Raw genomic sequence first — 19,570 nt, forward strand, 5'->3', positions numbered from 1 at the left:
CATAATTATACTAATATAATTATGCAAGAGAAGTATCCATTAAACAAAGAAAACGCTTGTATAAAAGCTAACATGATTTTTTTTATTTAGATTTATTTGGGTGAGTTGCCTCATTTATGAGCATCATCAAAACTATCAGTAGATTTTAATAAATAAAAAAAGAACCTTGAATTATCAAGGTTCAAAAGAGCCACCTGCCGGGCTTGAACCGGCGACCCCCACCTTACCATGGTGGTGCTCTACCAGCTGAGCTAAGGCGGCATTAAGACTATTTATTTCAAGCACAAGAAGTATTATAGCGAAGCTAAATTATAAAGTCAATGTTTTTTAAAGACAAATTTTACAGAAATAGTTGTAGGATCTCATTATTAAGATCGTATTTTTTTATAAAAAATAAAACCAAAACTTTAGCAATTATAACCGAAAATTTTGGTTTTATTTTAGTAAGGACTTATTTCTAAAATTTTGTAGTAACATTAGTTAATTGACTATAAAGTGTTGAAATCAACTTTGTTTGATTTAAAACATTTCCGTGGTTGCTTAGTAAGAAAACAGCGTTCGCAGCATCTTTACTAATGAGTACCATACAATGTTGTGAAGCAATTATGCCATTTGCACGAAGGTAGAGACCTTTGTCGTATTGACCACCATTATAAGTGGCTGTAGTTTCTCTTTGCCAGGCAGCGTGCAAGACTTCTGGTGCTACTAATTTGCCTGATAATAGTTGGTGATAATACCAATACAAATCACCAGCAGTCATGCCAAGATTTCCAGTCCCCAGCTCACGGACAAATTGTCCTGTTTTTTCTGTAACAACTTTGTTATAGTCTGTTGCATCCTTACCACCATAAGATATAGTATGGTGTAAATTTTGATACCAATCAGGATATTCAACTAATTTTCTTAGTCCCAATTGTACTTTAAAAGTATTGTAAACGAGTTGAGCATAACTAGTATGGGTAATTTGGCGCAAAATACCAGCTAATAAGACATAATTGACCGGCGAATAAAGAAAGTGACCACTAGTTTGTAATTGAGCATTTTGGACAGCAAAATTTACAACAGCAGCTTCGTTTGTCACAGTTAAAGGAATCTCAGATAACGTAAGACCAGACGTCATATGTAACATTTGACGAATCGTGATGTTTTCACTACCAAAAATCTGAGGGAAAAATTGATTCAACGTTGTATCAAGTGTTAAACGACCAGCCTCAATTTGTTTATAAATCAACGTTGCAGTTAGGCTCTTTTGCACAGAACCAATCTGATAAAGTGAGTTTACACTATTACGTTTTTGGTTAGCAAAATCTTGGTAGCCATATCCTTGTTGTAAGATAATGTTCCCATTTTTTATAATGAGAGCGGTGCCGACAAAATTCCCTAATTTTAAGGTGTTATCAAATGGATTGGCCACAGGAGCTAGAATATCTTTATTTAAATTTTGATATTTGTCCGCAGATAAGGCCGTTACAATTGTACTAGTTGACGAATTATTCTCATCATTTGAATTTTCCGTAGTGTTTTGTGTTACTTCGGTATTCTCTGTAGTACTTGCTGTTGCAAAAAAGAGTGTACGATGATTGCCATATAACCAATAACTTCCCCCTAAGATAAGTATTAATAAAAAGAATGCAAAGTTAAATCTTTTTTTCTTGTTTTTAAAATGACGTCCGCGCATAATATTACCTCCAAAATTCAACTTATTTTACTCGTATTTTTTTGAAAAAGAAAGTATTAAAAAAAACTAGAGAAAAATTTTAAAATAATCTTGCACAAATTTAAAAGAATTGCTATCATATTGTTACAGTATTCCGGCATAGCTCAGTTGGTAGTAGCGCATGACTGTTAATCATGATGTCGTAGGTTCGAGTCCTACTGCCGGAGTTAAGCTCTCGATTTTTTAATCGAGGGCTTTTTTTGTAAGAAAATATTTTTTAAAAGGAAGTATAAAGAAAAAAGCTTGGAAAATTTTTTTCTTTATACTTGTAAAACACTTGTTAAGTAAATGAAAAGCAAATTGAAGATAACTTTAAGCTTTCTCTGCTATCTTATTAATTGTGCAATTACTCGCTTTTTGATTACAATTAAGAGAATAAAAGAAAAGGAGATAGTTATGAAACAACGCATGGCCTTTTTTGATAATGCTAAGTTCATTTTGATGGTGTTAGTTGTCTTTAGTCATTTACTAGAACCTTTTATTGAAGATTGGCAGGGCTATCACAATCTTTATTATTTTATCTTTATGTTTCATATGCCAGCTTTCATTTTGATTGCGGGTTATTTTTCTAAAGGATTACAAAAAGGGAAAATAAGAAAAGTAGTGAAAAAAACACTGCTCCCTTATGTTATTTTTCAATTGGTTTATTCCAGTTATTATGCGCTAATTGGTTTAGAAGATAATTTTTCATGGAATGTTCTTGTTCCAAATTGGTCGTTGTGGTTTTTAGTTAGCCTTTTTTGTTGGCAATGTGCATTGAATTTGTTAAAAAGACTTCCTACTTGGCTGGCACTTACCCTTAGCATGGGAGTAGCATTGATTGTAGGATATTTGCCATTTATTGATCGCAATTTTGCGATGCAACGTACATTTGTTTTTTTACCTTTCTTTTTAATTGGACATTATTTTTCCTGGGAAAAGCTGGTTACAATACGGCAGCAACATCGCTATTCTTTTGCACTAGTTGGTTTTGGCAGTATCTTTGCTTTTATCAATCAATTTGAAAACTTTAATAAGTATTTAGTTTTTGGCTCAAAGCCTTACGAGGATTTTTTAAGTGATCCACAATTGGGTGCTTTTATTCGTTTGTTAGTAATGATATTGGGCTTTATAGGAATTTTGTCTTTTCTTTTATTGGTTCCAAGACAAAGAACTTTTTATACTGATTTGGGAAAAAATACATTAACAGTTTATTTGTTACAGGGATTTATTGTAAAAGGTTTGCGAGCATTAAAAATTGCCAACTTTGATTTGGGAATCGCAGGTTTTATTGGCATATTGATATTTAGTATCTTTTTGACCTTTTTCTTCGCCTCTCCGAAATGGCAGCTATTTTACCTTAAATTAAAAATAGTTATGCAAAAGAAAATACGAAAAAAAGCGACGAGTATCTTGGAATAAAAAGCTATGGTGAAAGTTGTTGACGATTTATTGCCAAATCATAAATGACGAAGACCGTAAAATAATAGACTTACTTAATTGGGCATTTAAGGATAAAGAAAGTTGCTATTTTTACTATTTTTTGCTTAAAAATGATTTGTCAGAATTTTCACATCTGTTGTAATTTTCAATTGTCAGGAGTAGAATGAAAAAGTATGTTATTTCAATTGAGAGGATGGAGAAAATGTCAGCAATAAAAAGAGAATTAACAGCTAAATTTGCTGCTACTTTTAAAGAAAATAATAAGCAAACTGCACTACAACGTGGTGTGGTAAAAAATGGGATCAGTGCTTCAGCGGAGAATATGGTTGCACATGTAAATAATGTACCAGTTTTTTCTGTAGATCTTGCTACTGGTAAGGTAGCGAATCAAATGCAATCTGGTCGTTGCTGGATGTTTGCCGCTTTGAATACGTTTCGTCATAAAATGTTGAATGTGTTCAATCTAAAAGATTTTGAATTATCTCAAAATTATACTTTTTTCTGGGATAAATACGAAAAAGCAAATTACTTTTATGAAAATATTTTAGCAACAGCTACAGAAGATTTGACTAGCCGTAAAGTTGCTTTTCTTTTACAAACACCGCAGCAAGATGGTGGTCAATGGGATATGATTGTTTCCATTTTCGAAAAATATGGTGTCGTTCCGAAAACTGCTATGCCTGAAAGCAGCAATTCCTCTAATTCTCGAGACTTAAACAATTACTTAAATAAAAAACTTCGCAAGGATGCTGTGACTTTACGCAATTTAGTGGCTAGTGGTAAATCTACGTCAGAAATTCAAAGTGAAAAAGAAAATATGCTAGAAGAAGTCTATAACTTTTTGGCGATTTCTTTAGGAACTCCACCAGAAACATTTGATTTTGAATACCGAGATGAAGAAAAAAATTATCATTTGGATCAAAATTTGACCCCACAAAGTTTTTATGAAAAATATGTGGGAATTAACTTAAATGATTACGTCAGCATCATCAACGCTCCAACAACGGATAAACCTTATAATCAGTCTTATACTGTTGAAATGTTGGGAAATGTAGTTGCGGGTAAAGAAGTAAAATATTTGAACGTTGATATGGATACTTTCAAAAAACTAGCGATTGCCCAATTAGAACAAGGGGAGTCTGTCTGGTTTGGTTGCGATGTGGGTCAATCTTCTACTCGTGATTCCGGGATTATGGCTTTAGATGCTTATGATATGAATGATTTGTTTGATATTGATTTTACAATGACAAAAGCTGAACGTTTGGATTACGGAGAAAGCTTAATGACCCATGCAATGGTCTTAACTGGAGTTGATTTAGTAGATGGAAAATCAACTAAATGGAAAGTCGAAAATAGCTGGGGCGAAAAAGTTGGGACAAAAGGTTTCTTTGTTATGAGTGATGAATGGATGGACGAATATACTTATCAAATTGTTGTCCGAAAAGACTTATTAACACCAGAACAATTAGCTGCATATGAAAAAGCACCGACTGTTTTAGCTCCATGGGACCCAATGGGCGCTTTGGCATAATTCTAAAGGATGTTGTCACAAGATTAGTTTGGCGAATAGACTTATGATTGCTACTATCAATTGCAATCATAAGTCTTTTTAGTTCGCCAAAAAAATTGGCAGTACGTATAGTAATCGTGTGTAGGAAATTGTTCCCAAAAAGGAAAATAAATACGTCACATTGATTTTTCTGTTATACTTTTTAATAAGTAGATGCAAGGGGAGCCTTGCCTTTAGAGGAGGCAGAAAAATGGAACAAATTATTCAATTGGAAAAGGCCGCAAATGTTCGCGATTTAGGTGGTTATATCGCTAATAATGGGATTGTACGGATGAATAAAGTCGTGCGCAGTGCGAGTCTGTCTGAATTATCGAAACATGATCAAGTAAAGCTGGAAGAGTACGGTGTGAAAAAAGTGATTGATTTTCGGTCACCAAGTGAAGCTACAGAAGCTCCGGATAAAATAATTTCTGAATCAAAAGCTTATTTTTTACCGGTCTTTGGTCACGATGAAACAAAAGTTTCTATTTCACCGCAGGAATTATTGAAGCAGTTAGAGCAAGGAATGACGGCTGAATCCCAAATGATTAACGTCTATCGTCATTTTATTGAAGATGAACATGCAAAATTAGCTTATCGCAAATTTTTACAGATTTTGTTAGAAAATGATAAAGATAATACGAGTGTCTTATTTCACTGTACTGCTGGAAAAGATCGAACTGGATTTGGAGCGGCATTATTATTAGATATATTGGAAGTAGATCATCAAACAATTATGGCTGACTACCTAGCTACGAATCGCTATCTAAATGAGCAGACAGAATATATGGTAACAAAAGCTAAAGAACAAGGAGCATCAGACTTACTAGTAGCAGGTGTTAAAGATTTAATGAAAGCCGATGCCGCTTATTTAAATGAAAGTTATCGGGCTGCTAAAGAACATTATGGTAGTTTAAAAAATTATGTGAAGACAGGTTTAGGTTTTTCTGAGCAAGAAATCAAAGACTTACAAAAATTGTATTTAACCAAATAAAAAAGGAGGCGATGAGGATGCTGCCAAAAGAAATCTTAGATTCATTGGCCTTGGATGGAAAAGCAATTCCAATTGCCGGCGGAGATGTCAATCAGTCTTATCGGATTATTACGGCTGAGAATAATTATTTTTTGAAATTTCATCCGGGTGTCGAGCAAACTTTTTTTCAATCAGAAGTTAATGGGTTAAAAGAGCTAACTGATTTTGTCCGAGTTCCCCAAGTATATAATTGGGGTCAAACTGCAGAGGGTTCATATTTGGTTATGGAATGGATTGAACCAGGTGAAGGAAATCAAGAAGAACTAGCTGCGGCTTTAAGCATGATTCATCATCATACACATGAATTATTTGGTTTTTACGAGGATAATTACATTGGTGTTTTACCACAAGTTAATGCGCAGACGAATAACTGGGTGAGCTATTTTCTGACCTGTCGATTGGACGTACAGGTAGAGTTGGCCAAATTACACAATGTCTGGAACCCAAAACGAGAAGAGCTGTATTTACGTTTGAAAGAGAGAATTTATCATTCTTGGCAAGATAGACAAGTTATCCCTAGCTTGTTGCATGGCGATTTTTGGAGTGGTAATTATTTCTTTGACACTAATGGTAAACCGGTTTTAATCGATCCGGCCGTTTCTTACGGGGATCGGGAAATGGATATTGCCATGTCGCAACTTTTTGGTGGTTTTCGGCAAGAATTTATGACTACCTATGAAGATTTATTTCCATTAGAATCGGGATGGCAACAGCGGCAACCAGTATATCAATTGTACTATTTACTTGTTCATTTAAACCAGTTTGGGGAGAGCTATGGCGCACAAGTGGATGAGATTTTAAGCCAGTTTAGTTAAAAGTATTATCAGACTGGTATTCGATAGAAAATAAATTTAAAAAATACTGTACAGTAGTATTATATGTTTAGTTTAGGAGGATTTTTTTGTGGCTGTAAAATATACGCGCACGCATGAAGTTAGCTATTATGAGTGTGATGTAAATCAAACAATGACATTTCCAGCAATGATAGGAATTGCGATCAAGACATCTGAGGAACAAAGTGATGCATTAAATCGTAGTACGGAATTTATTCATCAATTTGGCTTGACGTGGGTGATTACCAATTATCATTTTACTATTCAACGTTTACCAAAAGTTGGCGAGATAATCCAAATTACAACGCAGGCAATGGAGTACAATAAATATTTTTGTTACCGAAATTTTTGGTTCCACGATAAAAAAGGCAATGAATTATTAAAAATTGAATCTGTCTTTGTTTTAATGGATATACAAAATAGAAAAATGACCAGTGTTCCAGAGGAGATTATTGCCCCATTCGAAAGTGAAAAAATTAAAAGGATTAAACGCTTTCCAACTATTGAAAAAATAGAAGAAGGGGAAAGTCTTCCGTATCGGGTTAGATTTTACGATATTGATAGCAATCAACACGTTAACAATGCCATGTATTTTAACTGGATGATCGATGTGTTAGGCTTTGATTTTTTGACCACGCATGTCCCCAAAGAAGTAAATATCCGCTTTGATAAAGAAGTGGAGTACGGCAATGAAGTAATGAGTCATTACGAAATCCTTAAAACTGATTCAATTAAAAGTCGTCATGAAATTAAAATTGGGGATCAACTTTATTGTGAAGCCAACATTACTTGGCTATTAAAATAAAAATGAAATGACAAAAAATGAGCATGCAGAAAAATCTGTTGCTCATTTTTTTAACGTTATTAGAAATGTAGTTATTTAGTGAAGCTTTATTGCGGCGGTACCTAAATAAATTATTAGCAAAAATTATTTTCTAACAGTTACAATATTAGTTTTCAATAAATGTTTTTAACTCAGCAATTGTAAGTTGGCGATTTTTGGCAATCAATAGTTTTAAGCGTGCTTTTTGGGAATTGATACTATTAGCAAATATAATTCCCATTTTTTGTAATTGTGCACCGCCACCTTCGTAGTCATACACTGCTTCGGCGATACCATTAAAACAGCGGGAAACTAAAATAATAGGAACAGATTGAGCCAATAACTTTTTGAGAGGTGGAAGGGTATCTGGCGGCAAATTACCTGCGCCAAGAGCTTCAATAACTAAACCATCAATATTGCTTTGGGAGAGTGCTTCAAATAACTCACCATGCATTCCAGCGTAGGCCTTAACGATGGGAATCATACCGTCAACGCTATCAACATCTATATGTGTAGTAGGTAACACTTCTTGCATAAAAATAATCCGACTCTTTGTCACCAAGCCAATCGGTCCGAGTGTTGGTGTTCTAAAAGTAGCAACATTGGTAGTATGCGTTTTAGTCACATATCGGGCTGAGTGAATTTCGTCATTCATCACCACTAATACGCCTTTATCTATTGCTTCTTCGCATGCAGCAACACGAATAGCTGTGACAAAATTGTAGAGACCGTCGCTTCCAAGTTCATTGCTTGAACGCATTGCTCCAGTTAATACGATCGGTAGTAAATGTCCAATCGTAGTATCTAGGAAAAAAGCAGTTTCTTCTAATGTATCGGTACCATGGGTGATAACGACACCATCACAACCGCTAAGTTTAGCATCTTGAATTCGGACTTTTAATTGTAACATCTCAGTTGGTGTTACATGAGGGCTAGGTAAATTAAAAATATCTTCGACCACCAACTCAACGTCAGCAGGAATTTCCAAATTGGCATCCATTAAAGGATTGGCTACATCAGGACTAACACCACCAGTTAAATGGTCTTCTTTCATGGCAATCGTGCCCCCTGTATGCAAAACAAGTAATTTCTTCATCGTATTTTCCTTCCTTACTTTAAATCGTAATAAACGATGTACAGTGTTTATTGTAGCTGATTGTATTCAGATAAACTAGTCGGAAAATAGATTTTCCTATTTTAGAATTCGTGCAATTTTGAATCAGTGTGGTAAACTAAAACGTAGCAAAATGAAAAGGAAAAAAAGATGATTAAAGCAATTTTTTTTGATATTGATGGCACACTATTAGCAGACAATGGCAAGGTCTTAGCAAGCAGTAAGGAAGCCATAAAAAAAGCACAAGCAAAAAACATCTATGTTGGCGTGGCGACAGGACGTGATCCAGCAAAAGTAAAAGAACTATTAGGCGACGTTGGTTTGGATATGTTTGTAACGTATAATGGGCAGTTAGTTTATACATCTAAGCAGACAATTTATGCACAGTCTTTTAAGCCTGAAGTTTTAGAACAAGTAACACGTTTTGCCGATGCCCATAATCGTTCGATTAATTTTGGCACACGAAGTCTTGTGTCAGGCAGCCGTTTGATGCGATTGGGACAGTCAGCTATCGTCCAACGTTTCGCGCGTTTTATCCCAAGAAACTTTCCCGTTAAAACCATGCAAAATATTATGCAAGCCATAAGTTTTTATAAAAAAGATGATCACTATGAAAAAATGACAATTCTAAATCAACCGATCTACCAGTGCATGATGTTAAGTCCTGAATCTGAAACAGAACTCTTAAAACGTGAGCTGCCAGACTGTGGCTTTCATCGCTCGAATTCTTTTTCAGTCGATATTGTACCAAAGGGTGGATCGAAATTAAAAGGAATCGAAGTGTTCTTACAGCATAAAGGTATCGCAGTCTCTGAGGCAATGGTTTTTGGCGACCATTATAATGATATTTCGATGATTAAAGGCGTAGGCGTGGGTGTGGCTATGGGAAATGCCAAGCGGATGACTAAAGAAGCAGCCGACTATGTAACAGATACGAACAATCACAACGGTATTGCACAAGCATTACGATATTATCATATTATTTCGTAAGTAAATATCAATTGTACAAGCAAGGGGGCAATATAAGCTATGAAAAAACCAATTGAAATGGCAAATGAATTTCATCAGATTTTTGATCCGCGAATTCCTAATGAACCAACAGCTTTTCAATCTAAAGAAGCAATTTTTCGAGCTGGCTTCAAAATTGAAGAATTGGTTGAATTTATATATGAAAGTACAGACACTACTGTTGAATTTGAACAATCTGTTGTAAAGCTGCATGAAGCACTTGATGCGGCAAAAGACAAAGTGTTGAAAAAAAGCACACATAATCATCAAATAAAATCAGATCATTTGGTAGGACAAGTGGATGCCTTAGCAGACTTACTTTATTTAACGTATGGCTCTTTTGCACTGATGAACATCGATCCTGCACCCGTGCTGGAAATTGTGCACAAAGCCAACATGAGTAAGCTTTTTCCCGATGGAAAACCCCATTATGATCCACTTACCAATAAAGTCTTAAAGCCAGCTAGTTGGCAAGAAAAATATGCACCTGAAAAAAAGATTAAAGCAGAATTGAATCGACAAAAAAACGTAGCCAAACTTGGAAATTAGTTCCAGTTTGACTACGTTTTTGCTTCATTAATCAAAGAACGTATAATAAAGCGTACGAATTGCTAGTTTTTCTTGCTCTTTGTGAATGCCAAACATAATGCTGACCTCAGAAGAACCTTGGTTAATCATTTCCAGATTGATTTTTTTGCGAGCTAGGGCTGCTGTACTTTCAGCCGTACAACCAACCCGTTGACGCATGCCTTCTCCAACCACCATAATCATAGAAAGATCGTGCGTAATCCGAAGTTCATCAGGATCAATCTCATAGGCAATAGTGCGCAAAAGCTCTTCTTCTAGTGTTTTGTTCAGTTGATTGGCGCGTAAAACAATTGAAATATCATCAATTCCAGAAGGCATGTGTTCGTAACTCAAACCGAAATCTTCTAAAATACTTAAGATACGGCGGGTAAAACCAATCTCTCTATTCATGAGATATTTGCTGATATAAATCATCGTAAAGCCTTCATCACTGGCAATACCCACCACTGGATTATCTAGCGCATCACGCGTTGTCGTAATTTTAGTCCCGGGACAGTGGGGATTATTTGTATTTTTGATGACTACGGGTATTTTTGCGCGATAAGAAGGCATTAAAGCTTCATCATGAAAAACAGTAAAACCAGCATAAGCTAATTCTCGCATTTCGCGGTAAGTTAGTTCTTTAATAATTTCCGGTTTATGAATATAGCCAGGATGAGCTGCGTAAATCCCGTCAACATCTGTAAAGTTTTCGTATAATTCAGCTTTCACGCCCGCTGCCACGATAGAACCGGTGATATCAGATCCCCCTCGGGAAAAGGTACAGACTTGACCGCACTCAGTATATCCAAAAAATCCAGGGATAATGAGGATTTCTTCTGTATCTGCCCATTTTTTCATTTTTTGATAAGCTTTAAATAAGATCCGCGCATTTCCAGGTTCACTGGAAACAATAATGCCAAAATCTTTTGGATTTACATAACGAGCATTTATTCCTTTAGCTTGTAAAATACCAGCAATTAATTTCGCATTATTGTCTTCTCCGCTGGCAACAATTGTATCTTTTAAAAAGTCATTTCCTTCAACTGGAAGCTCAGATAGTTTGTTCAAATGTTTGCTAATATCTTCCATTATTTTACTATCCACATTAAAAGCTGTAGCAATATCACTATAACGAGCAGTAATGGTAGCAGTTATACCAGTGAGATCCTGATTTTTTATTTTAGCTTCGTAAAATGCAATCAAATGATCTGTGACTTTTGTATCTTCTTTATCCCGTTTACCTGGAGCAGATACTACCACGAATTTTCTTTTTGGATCGTTGATAATAATATCAATGACTTTTTGCACTTGCGCTGCTGAAGCAAGAGAGCTTCCGCCAAATTTCACTACTTTCACAATAGTATCTCCTTTTTTATCGTTTTTTATCTACAGCTATAAAGCTGAATTTTATTTCATAACGTCAAGATTATTTCTTATAAGGGTACAAAAATCTTAAAAAAAAAGCAAGGATTACTATTAAAAACAGCACAAGATAAGATTTAATAAAAGCTTTCTAATAGATTATAAAAAGTTTTTTTTAGCTTGCTTGTGAAAATAACCTTCTGAAAAAAATTGTAAAGATTTTGCTATTCTTTAGTGCTACTCTTTTTTCTTTGTGTTATAATCTAGCGTAGACGTCTTGTGGACCGATAAATAAATTTCTATACTAATAGAAGAAAAATAGTATTTGTTAGATAAAAAAAGCTGATTGGCAGCATAGAATACTGATATTTATTTTTGAAAGTGGAGGAACCATCAATGGGAAGTAGTAATGTAGTCATTGGAATAGTCATCGCCATCATCGTTGTAGCAGCGATCTTGTATCTGATTAGTTATTTCATGAGAAAGAAAAATCAGGAAAGATTGCAAACACTGGAAGATCGCAGGGAGCATCTATTTGATTTGCCGGTCTTAGAAGAAGTTGATGATGTTAAGAAGATGCATCTCGTTGGCCAAAGCCAAAATACTTTCCGTGAGTGGAGCCAAAAATGGAATGATATCTCTACTTCTTCATTTGCCGAGCTTGAAAGTCAAATTTTTGAAGTTGAGAGTTTAAATGAAACATTTCGATTTTTCAAAGCTAAAAATGCGATTGTTGATGCAGAACAAACCATGGATACAATGGAAAAAGAAGTTGCAGAGATTCGTGATGGCTTAAAAGAATTGCGCGAAAGCGAAGAACGTAATTCTTTAGAAGTACAAAAAGCATTAGATATCTACGAAGACTTGAAGAAAAAATTGCGGGAGCACGGGGAAGAATTCGGTCCTGCTTACTCTGAATTACAAAAGCAAATTAAGAACATCGAAATTGAATTTACCCAATTTGTTACATTAAATACATCTGGTGATCCAGTTGAAGCGCGGGAAGTATTGGAAAGTGCTGAACAACACACGTATGAGTTAGATGATCGCATGAAACGAATTCCAGCAGCTTATGAAGAGTTGAATAAAACTTTTCCTGATCAGCTAAAAGAAATTCAAGATGGTTATAAAAAACTTTTAGAAGATCATTATGTTTTTCCAGAAGAAAATTTCCAAGCTGAAATCGATCGCGTGAAAAAACGTGTTGAAACTTCAATGGGAGATTTAGAAAAGACTGAAGTAGATACAGTTGAAGTTGCCAATCGTGATACAGCTAGTGGTATTGATTCATTATATACTGTCATGGAAAGAGAAATTAATGCACGACGTTACGTAGTGAAAAACAAACCAGTGATTGCTGATTATATTACTCATGCACATCGCAACAATCATCAATTGATGATTGAAATTGATCATACCGCTCAAACTTATACTTTAAATCATAATGAACTAGGTCGCGTTCGTGGCTTTCAAACTGAAATTGACGAATTGACCCGTCGTAACAAAGATTTAGAACCAAAAATGGAAGCTCATGAAATTCCATTTTCTGAAATTCAAGCTTTCTATAAAGATGCGTATAAAATTTTAGATGACTTGGAAAATCAACAAGTTGAAATTGATCATGAATTACGTGAATTACGTAAGGGTGAAAAAATTGCCCAAGAAAAAGTGGAACAATTTGAATTTCAATTACGCAATTTGAAACGTTTTGTTGAAAAACAACGCTTACCAGGTTTACCTAATGATTATTTGGAATCATTCTTTATGGCAACAGATCGGGTTGAAGATTTAGGCAAAGCACTAAATAAAATCCGCGTTAATATGGAAGAAGTTAATAAAATCATGAAAAATTGTGAAGCCGATATTAAAGACTTAGATGCCCATACTCATGATTTGGTTGATGCTGCGGCTTTAACAGAACAAATGATGCAGTATGCCAACAGATATCGTCATTCTCATGCAGAAATTAAAGCAGCGATTGAAGGTGCTTTAGAATTGTTTAATAAAGAGTATCGTTATCAAGATGCTCTAGATGAAATTGGAGCAGCATTAGAACGTGTTGAGCCTGGTGCCTTTAAACGAATTGAAAATTTCTACTTTAAAAACCGTGATTTAGTATAAACTAGTCAAAAGCGAGTCTACTGGGCTCGCTTTTTTTATGTTAAAATGAACAATATTTTCCAACAGCAGATAGGAAATAAAAGTAAATATTTGTATTACCTTAAACCGTATATAGCTTATGTTCTTAATAAATGAAAGTCACTTTAAAAAAGATAAAGTACGTTACCTTGAAACCAATGCAATGTCCGTTTATAATAGGAAAGAATTTGAGAAGGGATGTTTTTTTCATGATATATTTTGACAACAGTGCAACGACAAATATTGCCCCACTTGCACTAGATGCATATATGAAGACCAGTCAACGGATTGTTGGAAATCCTTCTAGTCTTCACGATTTAGGTAATCAAGCCAATCGCTTGCTTCACCAAGCACGTAAGCAAATTGCGGAATTATTAACAGTAGAAGCAAATGAAATATACTTTACCTCTGGTGGTACAGAAGGGGATAACTGGGTTTTAAAAGGGACAGCAATTGATAAAAAAGATTTTGGACGGCATATTATTATTTCCAGTGTGGAGCATCCAGCGGTGAGTGAAACGGCAGCCCAATTAGCTGAAAATGGTTTTGAAGTGAGTATTGCGCCCGTTGGAAAAGATGGCTTGGTTGATGTGAAAAAATTAAAAGAATTAATCCGGAAAGATACTATCTTGGTGTCTGTTATGGCAGTGAATAATGAAGTTGGAGCTATACAGCCAATTGGTGCAATTAGTGAAGTCTTAAAGGAGTATCCGAAAATTCATTTTCATGTAGACGCTGTACAAGCTATTGGAAAAGTTTCACAAGAAAAATGGCTGACATCAAGGGTAGATTTTGCGACTTTTTCTGCGCATAAATTTCACGGTCCTCGTGGCGTTGGTTTTATCTTTTGGCGTAAGGGACGACGGATTGCCCCTTTATTAACCGGTGGTGGTCAAGAAAATAATCAACGTAGCGGCACGGAAAATGTAGCCGGGATTGTGGCAACGGCTAAAGCATTACGCTTAACTTTGGAAAAAAAAGCAGAGCGACCTAATCATGTGGCGACATTACGTAAGTATTTATTTGACGCCTTAGCAGAATATGAGAAAGTGACAATTTTTAGTGGTCAAGAAGATTACGCGCCACATATTTTATGTTTTGGCATTAAAGATATTCGTGGTGAGGTCTTAGTTCATGCGTTAGAAGAAAAACAAATTTACGTTTCGACTACAAGTGCTTGCTCAAGTCGAAAACATGTTGAAAGCAGTACTCTTCATGCGATGAATATACCTGCTAATCTAGCAACCACCGCAATTCGAGTTAGTCTAGATGAAAATAATACGATGGCAGAAGTGGAACAATTTTTAATCGTCTTCCATCAACTTTATCAAAAATTCAGTAAAATCAATTAACAGACAGGAGTTTTAATGTGAATTATACAGAAATTATGGTGCGGTATGGCGAACTTTCTACTAAAGGGAAGAACCGCGGCAGCTTTATTAGGCAACTAGCAGACAATGTTAAAGGGGCGTTAGTAGCTTTTCCTCAATTAAAAATTGATGCACAGCGTGACCGCATGCATATTTTGTTAAATGGGGAAGACAGTCAGCTTGTGATCGAACGGCTACAAAAAGTTTTTGGTATCCAAAATTTTTCACCTAGCTTACGAGTTGAAAAAAATCTTGAAGCAATTAAAGTAGGTATCGCCCAAATAATGGCGTCCGCATATACTGGTAGTGAAACCTTTAAAATTAATGCTAAACGTTCTGACCATGATTTTGAATTGACAAGCAATGAGTTAAATCAAACATTGGGGAGTTATGTTTTTTCACTATATCCTGATATTAAAGTGCAAATGAAAATGCCAGATATTAATTTGCGCGTAGAAATTCGATTAGATGGTGTCTACTTGTCCTATGAAACTATCAAAGGTGCTGGTGGATTGCCGGTTGGAACCAGTGGTAAAGGGATGCTGATGCTCTCTGGTGGGATTGATTCTCCTGTTGCGGGCTATCTTGCTATGAAACGTGGTGTGGAGATTGAAGCAGTACATTTTGCGAGTCCGCCTTATACTAGTGAACAAGCCTTGCAAAAAGCTAAAGATTTAACTGAAAAATTAACACCTTATGTCGGTAATATTCAATTTATCGAAGTACCTTTTACTGAGATTCAAGAAGAAATTAAGAAAAAAGTCCCACAAGGTTACTGGATGACTTTAACGCGGCGGATGATGCTACGTTTAACAGATGCAATTCGTGCGGTACGTAAAGGATTAGTTATTATTAATGGGGAATCGTTAGGACAAGTTGCTTCTCAAACCTTACAAAGTATGGTGGCTATAAATGAAGTTTCTACTACGCCGATTATTCGACCAGTTGTAACAATGGATAAATTAGAAATTATTGAAATAGCGCAAGCAATAGACACATTTGAACTTGCAATTCAACCTTTTGAAGACTGCTGTACCATTTTTGCGCCGCCACAACCAAAAACGCGTCCAAATTTAGACAAGGTGCATCATTATGAGAATTCATTAGATATTGATGGTATGATTCTCCGCGCATTGAACGGACTTAAAATTGAAGTAATCACGCCAAATGCAACAAATGAAAAAGAAGCAGAATTCGCAGATTTGTTATAGATAAAAAATACGAAAAGAAAAGGCTTGACTTGCTTTTTTGCTTGCCCAACTTTGAGTGATATTACGGCAAAAATAGTAGAATTTTCAATCAAAGTTATAAATATTTTTCCTTGATTTTGCCTAAAATGAAATTTGTATAAAATTAAATAACAATTAGAAAATGATGAAAGAGGTGTATAACCTCTTTTTTTCTTTGTAAAAAAACACACAAGGATACGAACTGGCTGCTAAATAGTCATTTTACTAAATTTTGCTCCCCTTAAAATCCTCTGATATGATTAATTTAGGTTAGAAATCCTAAATAAAAAGATGAAGTCTAGCTAAAAGAAAGAGGGAGGGAAACAAAATGAAACACAAATCGAAGTTGTTTGGACTGTTGGCAATTATTACGATGTTAGTACCATTGTTTGTTGGTGGAATTTCTGGAGGGGCTGAAGAGGGAGCGCCGCCAGCGGTTTCTGATACTGAACCTAGTACAATTAATATGGTTCTCCACAAAAAAGAATTTGATTCAATGCCAAAATTAACGGAAAATACTGGAGAATTAATGGAATTTAAGGGTAAAGGCTTAAATGGCGCTGGTTTTACAGCATACAATATCACTGATTTTGTTTATGGCTTAATTAAAGATAAAGAAGTTGCTGATGCAGCTGCAGCTATTACAAAGGCACAAGAAGTTGCTGCAGAAATCGAAAAAGGTTCTAGCATTAAAATTGGCGAGAAAACCTATGAATCGTTAACTAAGATGGGATCTAAAGTTGGAGATGAAGTTACTACTGCCAAAGTCGATGGCGAAGATGGAATTGCCAAGTTTAATGGCTTAGCATATAAAACTGGAGACAAGCATAGCGTGTATATGTTTATTGAAACAACAATTCCAGATAATGTGAGCACACATGCAGCGCCATTAATTGTTTCATTACCATTGACAAATAAAGACGGTAAATATTTAACAACGGCACATTTGTATCCAAAAGATGTAACATTTACAGATGGTAAGGATTTGAAAACAGACGGATTACAAGTTGTTAAAGATGAAGGAGCTAACAAAGCAGAACATATCTATGGGACTGAAGTAGGAAAAGAGCATGACTTTACTTTTAAATTCACTATTCCAGCTAAAATCAAAGATAACATTTCATATGGGTTTACTGATACACCTTCAGCTGGGTTAGAATTAGTTGTACCGGCTGCTGGAATTAACTCAGCAGTAACAATTACACCTACAACAGGTAATGCCTTAGTACCAGGAACTCACTATGAAATCGTTAAAAATACTGATGGTGGCTTTACAGTTGACTTTAAAGTTAACGAAGCTGCTGTACAAGCATTAGCAGGCCAAACTTTTACTGCTTCTTATAAAATGGTAGTAACAGACGCAGCAGAAGAATATCAAGAATTTGGTAATAAGATAACTGTAAAGGTTGGGAACCAAACATATCCGTATGAAGCACCAAAATTAATTTATGGTGGTTATAAATTTATCAAAGAAGATCAAAATACAAAAGCAAAATTAGCTGGTGCAAAATTTGTGATTACGAAACGTGGAGCTGCTGCAGATAATGCTTTGAAATTCACGAAAAGTGGTACCAAATATGTGTTAGATGCGACTGGCTCTACTGAATTAGTAACAGATGAAAATGGTGAGATTAATGTAGAAGGTTTAGAATATGGTAATTATGACTTGCACGAAACAGTAGCTCCTACTGACTATATTAAATTAGATGCTCCTGTACAATTTACAATCGCTCCTGATACAGCTGAAGGTGCAACGTTAATTCCATCAAAAACTGTAGATAACGTTAAAAAAGGTCTTTTACCTTCAACTGGTGGCACTGGTATCATCGCATTCCTAGCAGTAGGTGCCGCATTGATGGCAGGTGCATTCATCTGGTACCGTAAATCTAAAGTGAACGAAGAAGTATAAGAATTAATAATTTGTAAAAAGGAAGGCTGCGGCTTTCCTTTTTTCGCGTAAAAAAGAATGTTAGAAATTGTTTTCGCTAACAAAATAACTTGCTAGGATGGTAGGGGCATGATACACTAACTATGTGAAAAAACGAACAAAGGAGCCGATTATGGTCGAAGATAGTAAGTTAAAAAAAATACCTAAGGCAACAGCGAAGCGCCTGCCGTTATATCTACGCTATTTAAATATGTTACAAGACTCCGGTATCAAACGAATTAAATCAAAAGAGTTTGCAGAAATAACTCAAGTTCCTTCTGCTACTATTCGGCGAGACTTTTCTCATCTAGGTGAATTAGGCCGAAGTGGATATGGCTACGACGTTAGTTACTTGATTGAAGTCTTTAATAGTATTTTAGATACAAATGAAGAAAAAAGAATTGCATTAGTGGGATTTGGCAATCTTGGTAAGGCATTAGCAAACAATAATTTTCGCCGCAATAGCAATTTAAATATTGTTGCCGTTTTTGATAATAATCCTGATTTAGTCGGGCAAGTCATTGACGGGCACAAAATTCACAGTATGGCTGAATTTGACACTATTGCAAAAGAAAAATGTGTAACAGTTGCCATTTCAACGGTACCAAGTCAGTTTTCTCAAGAAGCAGTCAATGTAATTGTAAACGCTGGCATTACGGCAATTTTAAATTTTGCGCCAGATCGTGTCGAGGTCCCGAATCATGTTCATGTTCAATACATTGATTTAACAACAGAATTACAGACGTTGATTTTCTTTGATCAAACGTATCAAGATAAAATGACTGTGGCAAACAGCTAAGCAGTATCTTTGGTTTTTTATTCATCCTTATCTATACTGAATGTAATAATGAATTTTGCATCATCAGTAAAGGAGCAGATGAAATGGAATTAACTAAAAAAGGACAGCCCGTAACATTACCGGGCGTGCAACCAGCAGTTGGCGAGAAAGCCCCAACGTTTACTTTAGCTGACTTAAAAGATAAAAAACACCAACTGGCTGATTTTCTAGATAAGCCAACTATTATAAGTATTGTGCCAGATATTGATACTCGCGTTTGTGCAATTCAAACTAAACGTTTTAATATGGAAGCAAGTCAAATAAAAGAGATTAATTTTATTACTGTTTCAAATAACACAAAAACACAACAAGCTACATGGTGTGGTCAAGAAGGCGTCGATATGGTAATGCTTCACGATCCGGGCAATACCCTAGATGAAAGCTATCATTTGCTAGTTCCAGCTACAGGGCACTATGCCCGCGTTATTTTTGTTTTGGATAAAAAGGGTATAATTCAATATCGGGAAATTGTACCAGAAATTAGTCAAGAGCCGGATTATGAGCAGGCTTTGACAGTTGCTAAAAGTTTGATTTGAAAAATTCTGATTTGACACTTTGATATTCTTCATTGTAGAATAAGCCAAGACGTTGAACAAGAGGAGTAACAGAAGACTGCGTTTAAGAGAGGAAATCGTA

The 19,570-nt window shown here is 35.4% G+C and carries 16 protein-coding genes, 2 tRNA genes and 1 other annotated feature (1 of these 19 running past the window's edge); of the genes, 14 read left to right on the plus strand and 4 right to left on the minus strand.

The genetic code is table 11. The features are described from left to right. Positions 1 to 188: 188 nt before the first annotated feature. Positions 189 to 261: transfer RNA gene (locus EsVE80_RS03085), tRNA-Thr, on the minus strand. 196 nt (positions 262 to 457) lie between these two features. Further along, the gene (locus EsVE80_RS03090; protein ID WP_173102431.1) at positions 458 to 1,678 is read right to left on the minus strand and encodes a serine hydrolase domain-containing protein; all 1,221 of its coding nucleotides are present in this window, start codon (positions 1,676 to 1,678) and stop codon (positions 458 to 460) included. A gap of 132 nt (positions 1,679 to 1,810) precedes the next feature. Between EsVE80_RS03090 and EsVE80_RS03095 the strand changes: the two genes are divergently transcribed. From EsVE80_RS03095 to EsVE80_RS03120, 6 genes are all read left to right on the plus strand, one after another. Beyond that, positions 1,811 to 1,884 (plus strand) — tRNA-Asn (locus EsVE80_RS03095). Between the two features lie 229 nt (positions 1,885 to 2,113). Continuing rightward, complete coding sequence (locus tag EsVE80_RS03100; RefSeq protein ID WP_173102432.1) at positions 2,114 to 3,118, plus strand: acyltransferase family protein; 1,005 nt, start codon at positions 2,114 to 2,116, stop codon at positions 3,116 to 3,118. A gap of 223 nt (positions 3,119 to 3,341) precedes the next feature. Further along, positions 3,342 to 4,670 carry a C1 family peptidase gene (locus tag EsVE80_RS03105; protein ID WP_173102433.1) on the plus strand — a complete coding sequence of 443 codons (1,329 nt, stop codon included), beginning with the start codon at positions 3,342 to 3,344 and terminating at the stop codon, positions 4,668 to 4,670. 229 nt (positions 4,671 to 4,899) lie between these two features. Next, entirely contained in the window at positions 4,900 to 5,682 is a 783-nt protein-coding gene (locus EsVE80_RS03110; protein ID WP_173102434.1) for a tyrosine-protein phosphatase, read from the plus strand. A gap of 17 nt (positions 5,683 to 5,699) precedes the next feature. Then, positions 5,700 to 6,536: a fructosamine kinase family protein gene (locus EsVE80_RS03115; RefSeq protein WP_173102435.1), complete on the plus strand. Its 837-nt coding sequence runs from the start codon at positions 5,700 to 5,702 to the stop codon at positions 6,534 to 6,536. Positions 6,537 to 6,624: 88 nt separating this feature from the next. Beyond that, positions 6,625 to 7,359, plus strand: coding sequence for an acyl-ACP thioesterase domain-containing protein (locus EsVE80_RS03120; protein WP_173102436.1), 735 nt, complete (start codon positions 6,625 to 6,627; stop codon positions 7,357 to 7,359). A 145-nt stretch (positions 7,360 to 7,504) separates the two neighbouring features. Here EsVE80_RS03120 and EsVE80_RS03125 read toward each other — a convergent pair whose 3' ends face one another. After that, entirely contained in the window at positions 7,505 to 8,473 is a 969-nt protein-coding gene (locus EsVE80_RS03125) for an asparaginase (RefSeq protein WP_173102437.1), read from the minus strand. Between the two features lie 168 nt (positions 8,474 to 8,641). Here EsVE80_RS03125 and EsVE80_RS03130 point away from each other — a divergent pair, with 168 nt between their 5' ends. After that, on the plus strand, positions 8,642 to 9,481 hold the full coding sequence (locus EsVE80_RS03130) for a Cof-type HAD-IIB family hydrolase (RefSeq protein ID WP_173102438.1): 840 nt from the start codon (positions 8,642 to 8,644) through the stop codon (positions 9,479 to 9,481). 39 nt (positions 9,482 to 9,520) lie between these two features. Beyond that, positions 9,521 to 10,048 carry a pyrophosphohydrolase domain-containing protein gene (locus EsVE80_RS03135; RefSeq protein WP_173102439.1) on the plus strand — a complete coding sequence of 176 codons (528 nt, stop codon included), beginning with the start codon at positions 9,521 to 9,523 and terminating at the stop codon, positions 10,046 to 10,048. Positions 10,049 to 10,075: 27 nt separating this feature from the next. Here EsVE80_RS03135 and EsVE80_RS03140 read toward each other — a convergent pair whose 3' ends face one another. Next, on the minus strand, positions 10,076 to 11,425 hold the full coding sequence (locus tag EsVE80_RS03140; RefSeq protein WP_173102440.1) for an aspartate kinase: 1,350 nt from the start codon (positions 11,423 to 11,425) through the stop codon (positions 10,076 to 10,078). A 402-nt stretch (positions 11,426 to 11,827) separates the two neighbouring features. Here EsVE80_RS03140 and ezrA point away from each other — a divergent pair, with 402 nt between their 5' ends. The 6 genes from ezrA (at position 11,828) to tpx (ending at position 19,470) form a co-directional block, all read left to right on the plus strand. Further along, complete coding sequence (gene ezrA, locus EsVE80_RS03145) at positions 11,828 to 13,552, plus strand: septation ring formation regulator EzrA (RefSeq protein ID WP_173102441.1); 1,725 nt, start codon at positions 11,828 to 11,830, stop codon at positions 13,550 to 13,552. A gap of 227 nt (positions 13,553 to 13,779) precedes the next feature. Continuing rightward, positions 13,780 to 14,922 (plus strand): cysteine desulfurase family protein, encoded by a 1,143-nt coding sequence (locus EsVE80_RS03150; protein WP_173102442.1) that lies wholly within the window; start codon positions 13,780 to 13,782, stop codon positions 14,920 to 14,922. Positions 14,923 to 14,939: 17 nt separating this feature from the next. Then, complete coding sequence (gene thiI / locus EsVE80_RS03155) at positions 14,940 to 16,151, plus strand: tRNA uracil 4-sulfurtransferase ThiI (RefSeq protein ID WP_173102443.1); 1,212 nt, start codon at positions 14,940 to 14,942, stop codon at positions 16,149 to 16,151. 346 nt (positions 16,152 to 16,497) lie between these two features. Then, positions 16,498 to 18,078, plus strand: a complete 1,581-nt coding sequence (locus EsVE80_RS03160; RefSeq protein ID WP_173102444.1) for a SpaH/EbpB family LPXTG-anchored major pilin — start codon at positions 16,498 to 16,500, stop codon at positions 18,076 to 18,078. Positions 18,079 to 18,229: 151 nt separating this feature from the next. Beyond that, complete coding sequence (locus EsVE80_RS03165; RefSeq protein WP_173102445.1) at positions 18,230 to 18,895, plus strand: redox-sensing transcriptional repressor Rex; 666 nt, start codon at positions 18,230 to 18,232, stop codon at positions 18,893 to 18,895. Between the two features lie 83 nt (positions 18,896 to 18,978). After that, a complete protein-coding gene (gene tpx / locus EsVE80_RS03170; RefSeq protein ID WP_173102446.1) occupies positions 18,979 to 19,470 on the plus strand; it encodes a thiol peroxidase in 492 nt (163 codons plus the stop codon). Positions 19,471 to 19,513: 43 nt separating this feature from the next. Further along, positions 19,514 to 19,570, plus strand: a binding site (T-box leader); it runs 154 nt beyond the window's last position.

The organism is Enterococcus saigonensis, assembly GCF_011397115.1.
GTDB classification, from domain to species: Bacteria; Bacillota; Bacilli; order Lactobacillales; family Enterococcaceae; genus Enterococcus_C; species Enterococcus_C saigonensis.